The following is a 16,716-nucleotide window of genomic DNA, read 5'->3' as shown; positions in this document are numbered from 1 at the left end:
GTGATGAGGATGGGTGTCTTAAACCAGACCGGCCTCCAGCTCTTCCAGGCTCTTGCCCTTTGTCTCCGGCACGAATTTGACGACAAACAGCCAGGCCAGAATGCAGAAGCCTGCAAAGATGAAATAGGGCAACGCGCCGTTGAAGCTCTGCTCATTCAGCTGACTGCGATTCACAACCGGGAAAGCGTTGGAGACAAAGGCGTTGAACAGCCACTGTGCCCCGACGGCAATCGCCATGGCGAGCGAGCGAGCGCGGTTCGGGAAAATTTCCGAAATCAGCACCCAGACGACAGGCCCCATGCTGAGCGCGAAGCTGGCGATGAAGACCAGTACACCGATCAGCGATAGCACGCCGAGTTGCCCGGTAAACACGGTCAGACCCAATGTGGAGAGGCCGATAAACATGCCTGTCAGACCGGTCAGTAGCAGCGGTTTGCGACCCCATTTGTCGACCGTGAAGATAGCGATGAAGGTGAAGAGGAAATTCACTGCACCGAGCCAGAGCTGCTGCTTGAGCGCATCTTCCGGACCATAGCCGAGCGCATTGGAGAAAATTTCCGCACCGTAATAGAGGATCGCATTGATGCCCGTGACCTGCTGGAATACGGATAGCATCACGCCGACCATCACCAGTCCACCCAAGCCCGCCAGGACTTTGGGGTCGAGACTTTTTTTCGTGTCATCGGCCAGAGAAAGTTCGATCGCAGCGATTTCCGATTGCGCGGTCGCCTCATTCGCGCCGAGCCGCATCAGAACCAGCATCGCGTCTTCCGTCCTCCCCTTCATCACCAACCAGCGCGGGCTGTTGGGAATGAAAAAGAGTGCAAGGAAGAAGGCCAGCGACGGTAGCAATTCCGACCAGAACATGACGCGCCAGCCTTGCTCCGTATTGTAGACGTTCCGCGCGACCAGTTCCGCGTCGGACAGACCTGCCGTATTGCCGCCGCCGATGAAATAGGTTGCCAGAAAGACGACGAAAAAACCGCTGACGATGCCGAGTTGATTGAGCGAAACCAGTTTGCCGCGCTCTTCAGCCGGTGCGATTTCGGCGATCAACATCGGCGCCGCCATCGACGCCAGACCGATCGCAAAGCCGCCGATCACGCGGTAGATGATCAGCTCGCCATACCCATCTGCAATGCCCGATCCCCAGGCAGAGACCGAGAACATCACGGCGGCTATGATCATCGTCCATTTGCGCGAAATGGCATTGCAGAGGAAGCCTGCGACCAAAGCCCCCGGGATACAGGCATAAATGGCCGAAGCGACGGCAAAGCCCTGTTGTCCCGGTGTGAACTGGAAATATTCCGTGAAATAGAGCTGTGTGCCGCCGATGACACCGGTGTCATAACCAAACAAAAAACCGGCGAGTGCAGCGACGAGTGTAAAAAAGTAAAGGCTCGGGTTGGACGTCCGTGCCTGGACTCCCCCCGTTGCATCTGTGGCGGCCATCATCATTATCCCCTGAAATCCGCGCATTTGCGCTTATCTGGGTTCTATGACCTCCCGCTTTGAAAGCGTCCAGCGCTAAGTCTGGATGCGCGGTCTACAATCGGTTTCTGCGTCAAAGAATCGCGGGCAGATCGAGCCCCTGTTCGCGCGCGCAATCGAGCGCCTCTTCATAACCGGCATCGGCGTGGCGCATGACGCCTGTCGCCGGATCGTTCCAGAGCACGCGCTTGAGCCGGGCTTTGGCCGCATCCGTTCCGTCCGCAACGATTACGATGCCCGAATGTTGCGAGAAACCCATGCCGACTCCGCCGCCATGATGCAGGCTGACCCATGTTGCCCCTGATGCCGTATTCAGCAAAGCGTTGAGCAAAGGCCAGTCCGACACCGCATCGGAACCATCGCGCATCGCCTCCGTCTCGCGGTTCGGACTGGCGACGGAGCCACTGTCCAGATGGTCGCGACCGATCACCACGGGGGCGGATAGCTCACCGTTTCGGACCATCTCGTTGAATGCCATTCCCAGACGGTGCCGGTCGCCAAGCCCGACCCAGCAGATACGGGCCGGCAAGCCCTGAAAGCTGATCCGCTCGCGCGCCATGTCGAGCCAACGATGCAGATGGTGATTGTCCGGCAACAGTTCTTTGACCTTGGCATCGGTCCTGTAGATGTCCTCTGGATCGCCAGACAGTGCCACCCAGCGAAACGGACCGATTCCACGGCAGAAGAGCGGGCGAATATACGCCGGAACAAAGCCGGGAAAATCGAAGGCATTCTCGAGGCCTTCATCCTTGGCGACCTGACGGATATTATTGCCGTAATCGAGGGTGGGCACCCCTGCATTCCAGAAATCCAGCATGGCCTGAACCTGCACTTTCATGGATTCGCAAGCGGCGCGTTCGACCGCTTTGGGATCGCTTTCCCGCATCTGCTTCCATTGCTCCATCGTCCAGCCGAGCGGCAGGTAGCCATTGACCGGATCATGCGCCGAGGTCTGGTCTGTCACAATATCAGGCTTCACGCCGCGCCGGACCAGTTCGGGGAAAATCTCGGCCGCATTGCCGAGCAGGCCGACGGATTTAGCCTCGCCGGCTTTCGTCCAATGATCGATCAGAGCGAGCGCTTCGTCCAGCGTCTCTGCCTTTTCATCGACATATCCCGTACGCAGTCTGAAATCGATACTGTCGGGATTGCATTCCACCGCGAGGCAGCAGGCTCCCGCCATGACGGCCGCAAGAGGCTGCGCGCCGCCCATACCGCCCAGCCCGCCGGTCAGAATCCAGCGCCCCGACAGGTCACCGCCATAATGTTTGCGACCCGCTTCGACGAAGGTTTCGTAGGTCCCCTGAACAATTCCCTGCGTGCCGATATAAATCCACGACCCCGCCGTCATCTGACCGTACATCATCAGACCCTTGCGATCGAGTTCGTTGAAGTGATCCCAGTTCGCCCAGTGCGGAACGATATTGGAATTGGCGATCAGTACGCGCGGCGCATCCGCATGGGTTCTGAACACGCCGACCGGCTTGCCGGATTGCACGAGTAGCGTCTCTGTCTCCTCAAGCGTTATCAGGCTGGCCGCAATCCGGTCGAAATCTTCCCATGTGCGGGCCGCCCGGCCAATGCCGCCATAGACAACCAGCTCGTCCGGATTCTCTGCCACCTCCCGATCCAGATTATTGTGCAGCATCCGGTAAGGGGCTTCGGTCGCCCAGCTCTTGCAGATAAGATCAGGCCCGGTCGGGCTTTTAATGTCTCGCCGATTGGCCAGACGGCGCGAATTGGGTGTTTCAGTCATCGTCATCTCACCTGTGTCAGTCGAATATGCGGTTCAAGGCTCGCCTATGCGGCGCTCATCACGTCGTTGCGGCGCAACCACTGCGCCAGCGCCTCGATGTCGTGGCTTACGACGCGGTCTTCATCCAGCGGGGCGCAATGCTCCCGGATCAGATCGATGTGATGTGCAAGCCTGGCGCTGGTCTGCAAGGGCGCGCGTAACTCGATCCCTTGCGCCGCCGCCATGGCTTCGACAGCAAGAATGCCGGACAGATTGAGGTTCATGTCCATCAGCCGCCGCGCAGCATGACAGGCCATGGAGACATGATCTTCCTGATTGGCGGAGGTCGGCGTGCTATCGACCGAACGTGGGTTGGCCAACGCCTTGTTCTCGCTCATCAATGCTGCGGACGTCACTTCGGCAATCATCAGACCCGATTTCAGGCCCGGGTCCGGGGCGAGAAAAGCCGGCAAGCCGAAGCTGAGCGCCGGATCGACGAGTAAGGCGACGCGGCGCTGCGCGATCGCACCAACCTCGGATATGGCCAAGGCGATATTGTCAGCAGCAAAGGCAACCGGTTCGGCATGGAAATTCCCACCGGAAACAATCGATCCATCGCTCAGAACAAGCGGATTGTCGGTAGCTGCGTTGGCCTCAGTTTCGAGAACACGCCCGGCCTGGTCCAGCTGATTGAGACATGCGCCGATCACCTGCGGCGCGCAGCGAAGGCAATAAGGATCCTGCACGCGTTCGTCGCCTTCGACATGGCTGTCGCGGATTTCCGATCCGTCCAGCAGGGCGCGCAAATGCTGCGCCGCGTCGATCTGCCCGCGATGACCCCGCAAGCTGTGAATATCCGGATGGAACGGCGCGCTCGATCCCATGGCGGCATCGACCGACAGCGCGCATGTCACGAGAGATGCGCGAGCCAATCGCCGGGCATCAAAAAGCCCGGCCAGTGCCAACGCCGTCGAGGCCTGCGTGCCGTTCAGCAGTGCAAGCCCTTCCTTGGCGGCCAGTTCGATCGGTTTCAGCCCCGCTGCTGCAAAAGCCGCACTGGCTGTCATGCGTTCACCTTCTAACACGGCGTCGCCCTCGCCGATCATAGTCAGCGCCATATGGGCCAGCGGAGCCAGGTCGCCCGAAGCGCCGACTGATCCCTTTTCTGGAATCACGGGAAGCAGATCGGCACCGACCATTTCTTCGAGCAGAGCCACGACCGCCGGACGGACACCGGATGCACCGCGCCCCAGAGAAATCAGCTTCAGGATCAGAATCAGCCGCACGATCGGTCCTGGCAGGGCGGAACCGAAGCCGGCCGCATGCGAGCGCACCAGATTGCGTTGCAGAACGGATAGCTTATCATCATCGATCCGGACTGAGGCCAGCTTGCCGAAGCCCGTATTCACGCCGTAAATGGCATTGCCGGATGTAAGGGCCTTTTGCAGCGTCCTGGCACTGTCCGCCACACGGTCATACGCAGCGGCGTCGAGCCTGACGGGCTCCGTCCCGCGGTAGAGGCGCTCAAGCGCGCCGAGATCGATCCGACCCGGTGAGAGCATGATGGTCATGCGACAGACCCTCCGATAACCCGCTGCGACAGACTTGATCCGCCAATCCAGTAGGACAGCTCCGCCGGATGCTCGCAATTCCACACGGCCAGGTCGGCCACCTTGCCCACCTCGATCGTTCCATGACTGTCCTGAAGCCCAAGCGCCTTTGCGGCGTAGCGCGTCGTTCCGGTCAGCGCTTCCTCCGGCGTCAAGCCGAACAGAATGCACCCCATATTCATCGCTGTGAGCAAAGACATGAGCGGCGACGTACCGGGATTGCAGTCCGTTGCCAGAGCCATCGGCACGCCGTGCGCTCTTAGCGCCGCGACGGGCGGCTCCTGCGTTTCCTTCAGCATGTGAAATGCGCCCGGCAGCAGGGTCGCGACCGTTCCGGCCTGCGCAAGAGCAGGCACATCATCCGGATCCAGAAACTCCAGATGATCGACCGACAGGGCGGCATAATCCGCGCCAAGCCGGGCGGCTTTGCTGTCGGACAGCTGCTCCGCATGCAGCTTGACCGGGAGGTCGAGCGCACGGGCTGCGTCGAAAATGCGGCGCATCTGCGCGATACTGAAGGCTATGGTTTCGCAATAGCCATCGACTGCATCCACCAACCCTTCCGCATGAGCCAGACGCAGACCTGGAATAACGACTGTGTCGATATACTCATCAGCATGCCCGGCATATTCGGGCGGGACGGTATGAGCCGCCAACCAGCTGGTACGGATCGTGATCGGACGCAATGTTTCCAGATGCCGCGCCACGCGAAGCATGCGCATTTCGTCGACTATCGTCAGCCCATAGCCTGATTTGATTTCAACCACGGCAACGCCGTCCGCGATCAGCGCATCCAGCCGCGGCAGGCTCTGTGCAACAAGTGTGTCGAAGTCTGCAGCCCTGAGTGAGCGAACGGACGAGACGATACCCCCGCCAGCTTTCGCAATATCGGCATAACTGACGCCGGTCAGGCGCATCTCGAATTCCGTGGCACGATTTCCGGCAAAGACGAGGTGGGTATGACAATCAATCAATCCGGGTGTGACCAGACGACCGCCCAGATCGATCGTCTCCACATGCGATGCAGCTGCCGGGCAATCATCCCGCAATCCGACCCAGGCAATCCGTCCGTCACGGACTATCAGGGCTGCATTGTCGATCAGCCCGTAGGGCGTTTGCGCACCCGCCGACAGCGTCGCGATACGACAGTTTGTAAAGACTTGCGTCATGACACCGCCAGAGATTGCAGAGTTTCTTATTATTATGTATATACATAAAAGAAGGCTGGCAAGGCTGTAATCTGTCCGGAGACAATATGCGTGCGACACAGGCCGATATTCGCAAGCGGCTCATCGACCGGATTCAGTCAGGAGAATGGCCGCTCGGCAGCCGGATTCCGGATGAATCGGATCTGGCCGAAGAATATGGCTGTGCTCGCGCAACCATGAACCGGGCCTTGCAGGCCTTGGCCACCGAAGGCCTCGTCATACGTAAACGCAAAGGCGGAACGCGCGTCTCACTTCGTCCGGTCCGCCATGCCAGAGTCGCAATCCCGGTCATCCGCGATCAGGTCGAAGCTCTGGGAGAGACCTATACGCATAGAATTGTCACTCAGGAGACGCGGTTGCCGCCAGAAACGATAAGAGACACATTGCAGCTACATGCGCAACAGGACGCGCTCTTCATCGAAACGCTGCATTGCGCTGACGACAGACCCTTCGCGTTCGAACGGCGCTGGGTCAATCTGGATGCTGTCCCGGACATAAGGAATGCGCCCTTGGAGACCATCAGCGCCAATGAATGGCTGGTGCAAACCGTTCCCTTTTCCGATGGTCAGGTGACCTTCACAGCTGTCGCGCTCGACACTGCGCTCGCCGTGCTGTTCGACACGGCACCGCGAACGGCGAGCTTTACCATCTACCGCACGACACAGATCGACGATCGGTTCATCACGGCAATGACACTTCATTATCAGCCCGGTTATGAACTACGCACGGCCCTGTAAGGGCGGCTGGAGGCAAGGCTTATGAGCGAGTTTCATTGGACGGGGCGCGACGACAGCGAAGACGGTCCTGCGGCGCGGCGTGTCTATCACTGCCATACAGCAGGCGGACGCCACGCTATCGTCGGATTCGAGTCCGATGAAGGCGTGCGGCGCAATCAGGGCCGCGTCGGCGCGCGGGACGGTCCTAACGCAATCCGTGGGCCGCTCGCGGGTTTGCCGATCCCCGCGGACTTCCCGACCTTTACGGATCACGGCAATATTGCTGTTCTGGGCGAGGAGCTGGAACAGGGGCAACGCCTGCTGGGCGAGGCCATTGTCGCAGCGATGCAGACCCACGACCGTGTGCTGGTCCTGGGTGGAGGGCACGAAACAGCCTTTGGCAGCTTCCTCGGCTTGCGCGGTGCAGAACCCGACGCCCAGATCGGCATTCTGAATTTCGATGCACATTTGGACATCCGGCAGATCGGAGCGAACGGCCCCTCATCGGGCACACCGTTCAATCAGATCCGCGACCGCGAAGGCGATGATTTCGATTATCTCTGTATCGGTGTTGCCGTGGAGTCCAACACGCAAGCCCTGTTTGCGCGCGCGGCAGACTGGGGTGTGCGGATGATCATGGATTATACGCTCACAGAGAGTCTCGCGGACGCGCGGCATGAGATCGATGCCCTGATCGAGCGAAACGACATCATCTATCTGACGATCGATCTGGATGTGCTGCCTCATTACCAGGCTCCTGGCGTGAGCTGCCCAGCCGTTCGCGGTGTTCCGTTCTCGACGATCCAGACGCTTGTCCATTATTGTCTGGAAGGCGTGCAAAAACAGGAGCGCAGGCTTCCTGTCTGCGACATTGTCGAATTGAACCCGCACCATGATCACCAGCAGATGACGGCTAAGACCGCAGCCATTCTCGCCCGGCAGCTTCTGGCTGGTTAGGTCGATCCATGTGCAGTCGCACCCCGTGCGACACCAATCACCAATCGCGACTTGAAATCACGGTCCAGACATGCGTTTCTGACTCGGATGGACAAACAGGCATTCTTCGATGAAATGATGGGATCTGACGGACAGACCCGAGAACCCTACCAGACCTTTCACGAAATGATGTCGTCCGTCGATCTGGAGCGCTTGCTGCGTAAATCCGGCGAAGCGGAACAATTCTTTCGCAAGACGGGCATCACCTTCAATGTCTATGGACAGGCCGATGCCGATGAACGGCTGATCCCCTTCGATCTGGTGCCGCGTATCTTGAGCGCCCGCGAATGGCGCACCTTGAAGCTGGGCATCGAACAGCGGGTCAAAGCGCTGAATGCCTTCCTGCATGACATTTACCACCGCCAGGAAATCCTGCGCGCGGGCCGCATTCCCACTGCGCTGATCGAAAACAATGCGGCGTTCCTACCGCAAATGATGGGTGTGAATCCGCCGGGCGATATCTACACCCATATTGTCGGGACGGATCTGGTCCGGACCGGGCCGGACGAATTTTTCGTCCTGGAGGACAATGCCCGGACCCCGTCCGGTGTCTCCTACATGCTGGAAAACCGCGAGACGATGCTGCGCATGTTTCCGGAATTATTTTCGCGCGTCGGCGTGGAAACGGTCAGCGATTACCCGATGCTGCTTCGGCGCTCCCTTGCCGCATCGGCGCCGCCAGCCTGCGACGGGTCACCTAATGTCGCCGTTCTGACCCCGGGAATCCATAATTCCGCCTATTACGAGCATGCCTTTCTGGCCGAACAGATGGGCGTCGAACTGGTCGAGGGATCAGACCTTCGCATCATCGAAGGTCGCGTCGCCATGCGGACCACATGTGGATTCGAACCGATCGACGTGCTGTATCGCCGTGTCGATGACGAATTTCTCGACCCGCTCAATTTCAATCCGGAATCCATGCTGGGCGTGCCGGGAATTTTCGACATTTACCGGGCTGGCGGCATCACCATTGCGAATGCGCCCGGTACAGGGATTGCCGACGACAAAGCGCTATACGCCTATATGCCGGATATTATCGAATTCTACACCGGGCGACCACCTTTGCTGAAAAACGTGCAAACCTGGCGCTGTTCCGACGCGGACTCGCTGGCCTATGTGCTGGATAATCTGGAAACACTTGTCGTGAAGGAGGTTCATGGCTCCGGCGGGTACGGCATGCTGGTCGGACCGGCTTCAAGCAAAAAGGAGATCGAAGCGTTCCGTGCGAAGCTGAGCGACAATCCGTCCAACTATATCGCGCAGCCGACGCTCGCTCTTTCGACCGTACCAATTCTGACCGAAGCGGGTCTCGCACCGCGTCATGTCGATCTACGCCCCTTCGTTCTGGTCTCGCCCGACGCCGTCGATGTGGTGCCGGGCGGCCTGACCCGTGTCGCCATGACGGAAGGGTCGCTGGTCGTGAACAGCAGTCAGGGCGGCGGCACGAAAGACACATGGGTTCTGTCCGATGAGTAGCCATATGCTCGGTCGCACCGCTTCCGGATTGTTCTGGATGATGCGCTATCTGGAACGGATGGAGAATACGGCACGTCTGATTGATGCCGGCTTCCGCATGTCGCTGACACGGTCTCGTACGCAGCGCAGTGAATGGGAATCCGTTCTGACGACCGCCGGGGCCAAGACCCTGTATATGACCGCCCATGATGACTATAAAACGGCCAGCGTGGTCGAGTTCCTGCTGGCGGACCGGGATAATCCAGGCAGTGTCATCAGTTCGCTCAAGCTCGCCCGTCAGAACGCGCGCATGACGCGAACCGCGCTCACGCGCGATGTCTGGGAAGCGATCAATGGCGCGTGGCTGACACTGAACGAGCTGATCGGAACGCCGAAGGATCGCGACAACCTGCCGGACCTTCTAGCCCAGATAAGACAGCAATCCGCCCTTGTGCGCGGGACTATCAATGGCACCATGCTGCGCAACGACATCTTCCATTTCATGGAGTTGGGCGGACTGATCGAACGCGCGGACAAGACGGCACGTATTCTGGACACAAAATATTATGTGCTCCTGCCGTCCAGCGCATCAGTAGGGTCGTCGCTCGATCACGTGCAATGGGAAATGATCCTGCGCTCGGCTTCGGCGGAGCGCGCCTTTCACTGGCTTCACGGCGGAGAGATTACGCCCGGCGCGATTGTCGATTTTCTGATCCACGACACGCGACTGCCGCGCTCGATCGCCTTTTGCTACGAGACGATCGTCAGCACGCTGGAGGCACTCGACGCCTGTTACGATCAATCGTCGGATGCGCTCGCCACGGCGCGTGGAAATCGCGACCATATTCTCGGCTCGAGCAGCGCCACGATTGTCGGGATGGGCCTGCATGAATTCCTGCTCGACCTGATAGACCGCAATGCCGGGCTGTCCGACGTCATTAGCCAGACCTACCGGTTCAACACCTGATGCAACTGAGCGTAAGACATCAGACCCGCTATGATTATGGCCAACCCGTTCACTACGCCTTGCTTCAGGTGCGTCTGCGTCCGCGCGAAGGGACAGCTCAGCAATCGGTCGGGCGATGGACGCTCACTCTGGACGGCGCCAGCCATCATGCCGCTTTCGTCGATCAGCATGGCAATCACGTCGACCTGATCGAGCTGATACCCGGTACACAGGCTGTTACGATCACCGTCGACGGCGAGATCGAGACGCATGATACGAATGGCATTGCAGGAGCCGAAAAAGCGGGTCCTCCGCTTTGGCTTTATACACGGCAGACGCCGCTAACGCGCATGGACGCAGAGCTGTCGGCCTTCGTGGAAACGATCTCGGGAACGGGTCTCGAACGGCTGCACGCATTGAGTCAGACCATATTACAAAAGGTCCCCTATGAAACGGGCGCGACCGTCATCAATACCAGCGCGGCCGATGCGCTCCGGATCGGGCGCGGCGTTTGTCAGGATCACAGCCATATCTTTATCGCCTGCGCGCGCCATCTCGGTATCCCGGCGCGCTATGTCAGCGGTTATCTGATGATGGATGACCGGGATCATCAGGACGCGAGCCATGCTTGGGCGGAGGCCTATGTCGACGGCCTCGGATGGGTCGGCTTCGATATATCGAACGGGATCAGCCCCGACGAACGCTACGTCAAGATTGCGCAAGGTCAGGACTATGCAGGGTGCGCCCCGACCCGCGGTTTTATGATCGGCGGACAGCAAGAACAGCTTGAGGTGTCGATTCAGGTCCAGCAATAGGAGCTGTTGCCAACCGTCCGGACGAAAAGATTCCCGCATGACCTATTGTGTCGCTCTGAAGCTTGATCACGGACTTATTTTCATGTCCGACACGCGCACTAATGCCGGCATCGACAATATTTCGGTCGTGCGGAAAATGTTCACATGGACGGAGCCCGGCGAGCGCGTGATCACTTTGATGACGGCTGGCAATCTCGCCACAACCCAGGCTGTGGTCAGCCTTCTCAACGAACGCTCTATGCGGCCCGCAGAACGCGACCCGACCATCATGCAGGTACCGACCCTGTTTGAAGCCGCACGCCTTATTGGCGACACCTTAAAAGAGGTCGTTGCAACCTATGGCGGGTCGGGTCCGACGGCCAGCTCGACCTTTGACGCCACGATTATTATGGGCGGTCAGATTACAGGCATGGAGCCTCGTCTCTTCATGATCTACCCGGAAGGTAATTTTGTCGAAGCCGGGCCGGAAACTCCGTTCTTCCAGACGGGCGAGACCAAATATGGTCGCCCGATCCTGCTGCGTGCGCTCGACACCGCGATGAGTGTCCCGGACGCGATCCGCCTGCTCTGCGTCTCGTTCGACTCCACGCTCAAGGCCAACCTGTCCGTCGGCATGCCGCTCGACATCCATATCTACAAGGCTGACAGCCTGACAGAGGGCCAGATGTTCCGGATCGAAAGCCATGATCCGGACTTTACGGCGATTTCGGATCGCTGGGGTGACGCCCTGAAAGACGCGCTGGCACAACTACCCTACTACCCTGTCGGTTCATAGCGACCCGTTGAAACGGCCAGCAGTCGTCACGGTTTGATCCATGGTGACAATTCTCAAGGCCTGAACGCATCTGATCCGCTTCACTGGCGTCACGACGATGGGGGACATCGTCAAGACGTCGGGGGATATATCATGACGGTCGACATTTTACGCTGGCTGCACATTTTGGCCATGGTTTACTGGCTCGGTGGCGAATGGGGGGTTTTCCAGACCTCTTACAAAGTCTGCAATCCGACACTCAGCTATGATGAGCGGATGCGGCACATGGATACCGCCTATCGAATCGATGTCATGGCGCGCACAGGCATCATCGCGCTGCTGCCGCTCGGTCTGCATATGGGTTATCTCTGGGGCATGCATGCCTATGGCGGCGGCTGGCTCGTCGGCATGTGGATCGTGTTCGCGGCCTGGTTCGCGCTGACCTGGACCGCCTTTGCCAAACGCAAGACGCCGATGTCCGACAGGCTTTACAAGATCGAGGACTGGACGCGCTACCTGTTGATCCCGACCCTTATCGTCGTGTCCATTACGTCCTTCATGGGTATGGGGCCGTTCGTGACAGGCGAAGGTCAGAACTGGTACACCGCCAAGGTGCTGGTCTATGCGCTGGCGCTTTGCATTGGCGTCGTGCTCCGCTGGGTAATGTCCGAATGGCACACCCATTTCCGCACGCTGGCAGACGGACCCAATGCTGCGGTGGAAGCCTCGCTTGCCCGGTCGATCGCCATTGGCCGCGGCGTAGCTTATCTTTACTGGATCATGATTGCTGGCACCGCCTTTCTGGGCGCCGTCAAACCCTTCTAGACCTCAGCCAAACGCAAGCGGCGCGATCACATAGGACACGCCCGTAATCGCGAAAATCGCAAGCAGGTTGAGACGGACACCCGCCCTGGCCATGGTCGGGAGGCTGACCTTGTCGGTCGCGAAGACGACCGCATTCGGCCCTGTCGCCATGGGCAGCATGAAAGCGCAACTCGCAGCCAGCGCCACAGGCGCACCCAGCAGAACCGGATCGAGGTCGGTCCGGTCGGCAAGCGAGATCAGCACAGGCGTCAGCGCAGCCGCCGTCGCAATGTTGGACGTCACTTCGGTCACGAAAATGACCAGAGTTGCCACGAGCAGGATCACCAGCAGCGCCGGAAGTGCTGCGAAGATTTCCAGTTCCGAGCCGACCCAGTCACCGAGTCCGGAACCTCGGATCGCTCCCGCCAGCGCCATGCCGCCGCCAAACAGCAGCACGACACCCCACGGAATGGATTCAGCCGTTTTCCAGTCCAGCAGGCTCGACCCCGGCTCACGGCGTGATCCGGACGGCACCAGAAAGCAGAGGACGACGCCGAAAATCGCCGTGACGTGATCCGTCAATCCGGCAAAGGGCATAATCCCGCCAACCTCAAGCCCACGCAGTGGACGTCCGAAAATCCACAGTGACGCAATCAGACCGAAGACCATGATAGTGCGACGCTCGGGAATGGTTACAGGCCCTAACGCCGCTAGCCGGTCAGCAATCACCGCCTGCCCTGCTGACGTGTCATCGATACTCACCTTGAATGCCCAGCGCGTCAGGACGAACCAGGCAATCGGCAAGAGCAGGATCACTGCGGGCACACCCAGCATCATCCAGCTGACGAAGTCGATCTCGCGCCCGGTCGCCCCTTCCAGCGCGTCCTTGATCAGCAGATTGGTCGGCGTCCCAATATAGGTTCCCAACCCGCCGATCGAGCAGGCGTAAGCGATGCCCAGTAGCAGCGCGAAGGTGAAGCCTCGCCCACCCGTCCGCCCGTCCGTCACGGCCAGCGCGACGGACACCGCGATCGGCATCATCATGATCGAGGTCGCCGTATTGGAAATCCACATGGACAGGATCGCAGCCGCCAGCATGAACCCTGCAATGAGACGCCCCGGGCTCGCGCCCATTCGCACAACGACACCCAGCGCAATCCGTTCATGCAGGTTCCAGCGCTCGATCGCTTTCGCAACGATGAAGCCGCCGAGCAGAAGCACGACGATCGGATGGAAATAATCGCCCGATGTCTGCCGGATCGACTGGACCGAAAAGAAGGGCAGCACCACGAGTGGCAAAAGCGACGTGACCGGAATGGGGATCGCTTCGCTGACCCACCAGCAGGCCATCAACAGCAGAAGCGACAGTACAATCCAGGCGCTTCGGGCTTCGCCCGCACTTCCCGTAATTGCGACCAGTTCCACAGGGACAGGGATGAACTGCAGCCCCATCGCCAGAACCAGACCCGCCCACAACCCGATAAGCTGCCGCCGGTCACGACCACCCGGACTATCCAGCCCAGCCTCATGCTCTGCCGATGTCTCGCTCATCACCATCTCCCCAGCCTGGCTGATAGACGCATGCTTTCATTGTGGCGAGACGACAATGCGAAATTGGCAAGATCGCTTTCGCGGACTAGAGCGCCCTTGTGAAAGTCTTGATTGCAGGCGGAGGAATTGGCGGGCTGACAACGGCTCTATGCTGTCTGCACCACGGCCTGGACCCTCACATCATTGAGCGCGCGCCAGCGATCAGCGACGTCGGGGCTGGCATCCAGATCCCGCCCAATGCGATGCGCATTTTCGGCGCGCTTGGTATGACGGACCGGATCATGCGCGACAGCTTCGCGCCGGATGCGATCGAGGCTCGGATGGGCCGCAGCGGACGCCACCTGTTCCGCATCCCACTGCAGGATTATGCGCAGGACCGCTGGGGCGCACCCTATCTTCATATCCACCGCGCGGATTATGTCAGGGCCCTGGCCGATGCCCTGCTGGAACGCGCGCCAAACGCTCTGCGCCTGGGTATATCCGTACAGTCCCACATCCAATCCGCGAACGGCGTGACCTTGCAATGCGACAATGGGGAGCGCGTGTTGGGTGACGCCCTGATCGGCGCTGATGGTATACACTCCGCCGTCCGCACGCAGATGCTCGGCCCGGACACACCGTGCTTTACCGGCAATGTCGCCTGGCGTGCCATCGCGCCAATCCATGCCTTGGGCGAGTTTGCGCCACCACCGACGGCTTGCCTCTGGATGGGACCGAACCGCCATGCCGTCACCTATCGCCTGCGGCGCGGAGAACTGGCCAATCTGGTTGCCGTTGTCGAACGCGATGACTGGCAGGGGGAAAGCTGGTCCACAGAAGGCGACAAGGCCGACGCCATTGCCGATTTCGCGGGATGGGATCCTATGATCATGCGCATTCTGGAAGAGAGCGACACACTCTATCGTTGGGCGCTGTTCGATCGCGACCCTTTTCCCCGCTGGACTGACGGCTCCGTCGCCCTCTTGGGGGATGCCGCCCATCCGATGCTGCCATTCATGGCGCAAGGGGCCGCCATGGCAGTCGAGGATGGGTGGGCGGTCGCAACGGAACTGGCGACGACCCCCGATAATGTTCCAGCCGCGCTGACGCGCTATCAGAACAGGCGCTTCGCGCGGGCAAGCCGGGTTCAGGCCGGATCCCGTGCCAATGCCAGAACTTTCCACAAATCCAGCCGGCCGTCACAGCTGCTGACTTATGGGCCGATGTGGTTGGCCGGGCGCATTCTGCCAAAGGCGATTCACGCCCGGCAGGACTGGCTCTACAGCCACGACGAAACGGCGATCACGCAGGGATAAGAGCCGCCGACAGCGCTTGCCGGACGGCGCGCAATCAGGCATCGGTCCGCAGAATTCGAACTTACGGGATAAGAAAATGGGCAAGCCCGCCATCCGCTACAGCGACCTTTTCACCAAGACGTCCATGGCGGCACCGCAAGAGGAAAACAGCGCCAACGCCCGGCTGCTGGTCCGTGCAGGCTATGTCAGCCGCGTCATGGCCGGGGTCTATGCCTATCTGCCGCTCGGCAAGCGGGTACTCGACAAGATCGAAGCCATTATTCACGACGAAATGCAGGCGATTGGCGGGCACGAACTTCTGCTGCCCGGTCTGCACCCTCAGGAAAACTGGAAAGCTACGGGTCGCTGGGACAAATTCGACGTGCTGTTCAAGACGCATGGCGAAGACGGGCCCGAATATGCGCTCGGCCCCACACATGAGGAAGTCATCGTTCCGGTCGTAAAGAGCTTCGTTCAGTCCTATCGCGACCTGCCCTTCTACACCTATCAGATCCAGACCAAGTTCCGGAATGAGTTACGGCCAAAGTCGGGCCTGCTGCGAGGCCGCGAGTTCCGCATGAAGGACCTCTATTCCTTCCATGCGACGCAGGACGACCTAGACGCCTACTACGAGAAAGCCTTGCAGGCCTATATCAACGTGTTTGAGCGCTGCGGCATTGGCAGCGTGACGGTGCCCACGATCGCATCCGGGGGCACATTTTCGGAATGGTCGCACGAGTTCCAGACGGAGACGGCGGCAGGCGAAGACACGGTCTATTACAGCGCTGCCAAGCAAATGGCCGTCAATGATGAAGTGAAAGACAAGGTCCTGGCGCAAGAAGACTGGGCAAACGAAACGCTGGAAACGCGCAAGACCATCGAAGTCGGCAATATTTTCAAGCTCGGCACCAAGTTTGCCGAAGATTTCGGTGTCAAATTTCAGGATAGTGACGGCAATTCGATCCATCCAGTCATTGGCTGCTACGGCATCGGCACGACCCGTCTGCTGGGTGCGATTGCCGAAGTTTGCCATGACGAGAACGGCCTGATCTGGCCCGAGTCCATTGCGCCGTTCGACGTCCATGTCGCGCAGGTCGGTAAGGGCGACGAGCTAGCCGCCTTTACGGAGACTGTACTGGCGCAGCTGAAAGCGCTGGATCTGGACGTTCTGCTGGATGACGGTCCGGGTTCGTTCGGATCCAAGATGAAGGACGCTGATCTGATCGGCATTCCTGTGCGAATCGTGATCGGGTCTCGCGCCGTCAAGGCGAATGCCGTCGAGGTCAAGCGCCGCACCGACAAGGACGCAGAGATGATCGCCCTCGACGCGCTGGCCGACTATTTCAGAGCCGGTTGATCCC

Annotated in this window: 14 protein-coding genes; 9 read left to right on the top strand and 5 right to left on the bottom strand. The window is 59.6% G+C overall.

What is annotated here, in order from left to right:
• Window positions 1-18: 18 nt before the first annotated feature.
• The 4 genes from AB6B39_RS05235 to hutI all read right to left on the bottom strand — a co-directional run bounded on the left by AB6B39_RS05235 (window position 19) and on the right by hutI (window position 6,005).
• Window positions 19-1,458 (bottom strand): sugar porter family MFS transporter, encoded by a 1,440-nt coding sequence (locus AB6B39_RS05235; protein WP_284372885.1) that lies wholly within the window; start codon window positions 1,456-1,458, stop codon window positions 19-21.
• 106 nt (window positions 1,459-1,564) lie between these two features.
• On the bottom strand, window positions 1,565-3,247 hold the full coding sequence (gene hutU / locus AB6B39_RS05230) for a urocanate hydratase (protein ID WP_284372887.1): 1,683 nt from the start codon (window positions 3,245-3,247) through the stop codon (window positions 1,565-1,567).
• Between the two features lie 44 nt (window positions 3,248-3,291).
• Window positions 3,292-4,797, bottom strand: coding sequence for a histidine ammonia-lyase (hutH, locus tag AB6B39_RS05225; protein WP_284372889.1), 1,506 nt, complete (start codon window positions 4,795-4,797; stop codon window positions 3,292-3,294).
• The gene (gene hutI / locus AB6B39_RS05220) at window positions 4,794-6,005 is read right to left on the bottom strand and encodes an imidazolonepropionase (RefSeq protein ID WP_284372891.1); all 1,212 of its coding nucleotides are present in this window, start codon (window positions 6,003-6,005) and stop codon (window positions 4,794-4,796) included. The genes hutH and hutI overlap by 4 nt, the downstream gene beginning before the upstream one ends.
• A gap of 86 nt (window positions 6,006-6,091) precedes the next feature.
• Between hutI and AB6B39_RS05215 the strand changes: the two genes are divergently transcribed.
• The 7 genes from AB6B39_RS05215 (at window position 6,092) to AB6B39_RS05185 (ending at window position 12,551) form a co-directional block, all read left to right on the top strand.
• Window positions 6,092-6,781 (top strand): GntR family transcriptional regulator, encoded by a 690-nt coding sequence (locus AB6B39_RS05215; RefSeq protein ID WP_284372893.1) that lies wholly within the window; start codon window positions 6,092-6,094, stop codon window positions 6,779-6,781.
• 21 nt (window positions 6,782-6,802) lie between these two features.
• Entirely contained in the window at window positions 6,803-7,717 is a 915-nt protein-coding gene (gene hutG, locus AB6B39_RS05210) for a formimidoylglutamase (RefSeq protein ID WP_284372896.1), read from the top strand.
• 87 nt (window positions 7,718-7,804) lie between these two features.
• Entirely contained in the window at window positions 7,805-9,232 is a 1,428-nt protein-coding gene (locus tag AB6B39_RS05205; protein ID WP_284372898.1) for a circularly permuted type 2 ATP-grasp protein, read from the top strand.
• Window positions 9,225-10,178, top strand: coding sequence for an alpha-E domain-containing protein (locus AB6B39_RS05200; protein WP_284372900.1), 954 nt, complete (start codon window positions 9,225-9,227; stop codon window positions 10,176-10,178). The genes AB6B39_RS05205 and AB6B39_RS05200 overlap by 8 nt, the downstream gene beginning before the upstream one ends.
• Complete coding sequence (locus AB6B39_RS05195) at window positions 10,178-10,972, top strand: transglutaminase family protein (RefSeq protein ID WP_284372902.1); 795 nt, start codon at window positions 10,178-10,180, stop codon at window positions 10,970-10,972. The genes AB6B39_RS05200 and AB6B39_RS05195 overlap by 1 nt, the downstream gene beginning before the upstream one ends.
• 37 nt (window positions 10,973-11,009) lie before the next feature.
• A complete protein-coding gene (locus AB6B39_RS05190; protein WP_348520190.1) occupies window positions 11,010-11,747 on the top strand; it encodes a peptidase in 738 nt (245 codons plus the stop codon).
• 132 nt (window positions 11,748-11,879) lie between these two features.
• Window positions 11,880-12,551 carry a hypothetical protein gene (locus tag AB6B39_RS05185; RefSeq protein WP_284372906.1) on the top strand — a complete coding sequence of 224 codons (672 nt, stop codon included), beginning with the start codon at window positions 11,880-11,882 and terminating at the stop codon, window positions 12,549-12,551.
• 3 nt (window positions 12,552-12,554) lie between these two features.
• Here the strand turns inward: AB6B39_RS05185 and AB6B39_RS05180 are convergent, their stop codons facing one another.
• Complete coding sequence (locus AB6B39_RS05180) at window positions 12,555-14,081, bottom strand: SLC13 family permease (RefSeq protein WP_284372908.1); 1,527 nt, start codon at window positions 14,079-14,081, stop codon at window positions 12,555-12,557.
• A gap of 98 nt (window positions 14,082-14,179) precedes the next feature.
• On the opposite strand from AB6B39_RS05180, the gene AB6B39_RS05175 reads away from it, so the two are divergent.
• Together AB6B39_RS05175 and AB6B39_RS05170 are read left to right on the top strand one after the other, a co-directional pair.
• Entirely contained in the window at window positions 14,180-15,376 is a 1,197-nt protein-coding gene (locus tag AB6B39_RS05175) for an FAD-dependent monooxygenase (protein ID WP_284372910.1), read from the top strand.
• 76 nt (window positions 15,377-15,452) lie between these two features.
• On the top strand, window positions 15,453-16,712 hold the full coding sequence (locus AB6B39_RS05170) for a proline--tRNA ligase (RefSeq protein WP_284372912.1): 1,260 nt from the start codon (window positions 15,453-15,455) through the stop codon (window positions 16,710-16,712).
• The last annotated feature ends 4 nt before the right edge of the window (window positions 16,713-16,716 follow it).

The organism is Algimonas porphyrae, assembly GCF_041429795.1.
Lineage (GTDB): Bacteria > Pseudomonadota > Alphaproteobacteria > Caulobacterales > Maricaulaceae > Litorimonas > Litorimonas porphyrae.
Note: the sequence above shows the minus strand (reverse complement) of the source record. Positions and strands in the feature narration are given on the sequence as shown.